At 72.9% G+C, this 229-nt stretch carries 1 pseudogene; it reads left to right on the forward strand.

Features of this window, described 5'->3' with window-relative positions:
• Positions 1 to 175, forward strand: a pseudogene (locus EXE45_RS21540) (SCO family protein); the annotation flags it as partial.
• Between the last annotated feature and the right edge of the window lie 54 nt (positions 176 to 229).

Raw genomic sequence — 229 nt, forward strand, 5'->3', positions numbered from 1 at the left:
CGAGCGGACGACGGAGAGCGACCGCCTCCCGGGCTACGACTTCACCCACCTCGTCGTGACCCTGCTCGTCAACCCCGACGGCGTGGTCGAACGGGCCTACCGCGGCGAGCGGATCGACCCGGAGCGCGTCGCGGGAGACATGGAGCGCGTCGTCGCCGCGTTCGACGACGAGTGACGCCCCGTCGAACGCTCAGACCGACGCGCGGCCGGGACCTCGCTCTCCCGGAGG

Source organism: Halorubrum sp. SP9, assembly GCF_005435015.1.
In the GTDB taxonomy this organism is placed as follows: Archaea; Halobacteriota; Halobacteria; order Halobacteriales; family Haloferacaceae; genus Halorubrum; species Halorubrum sodomense.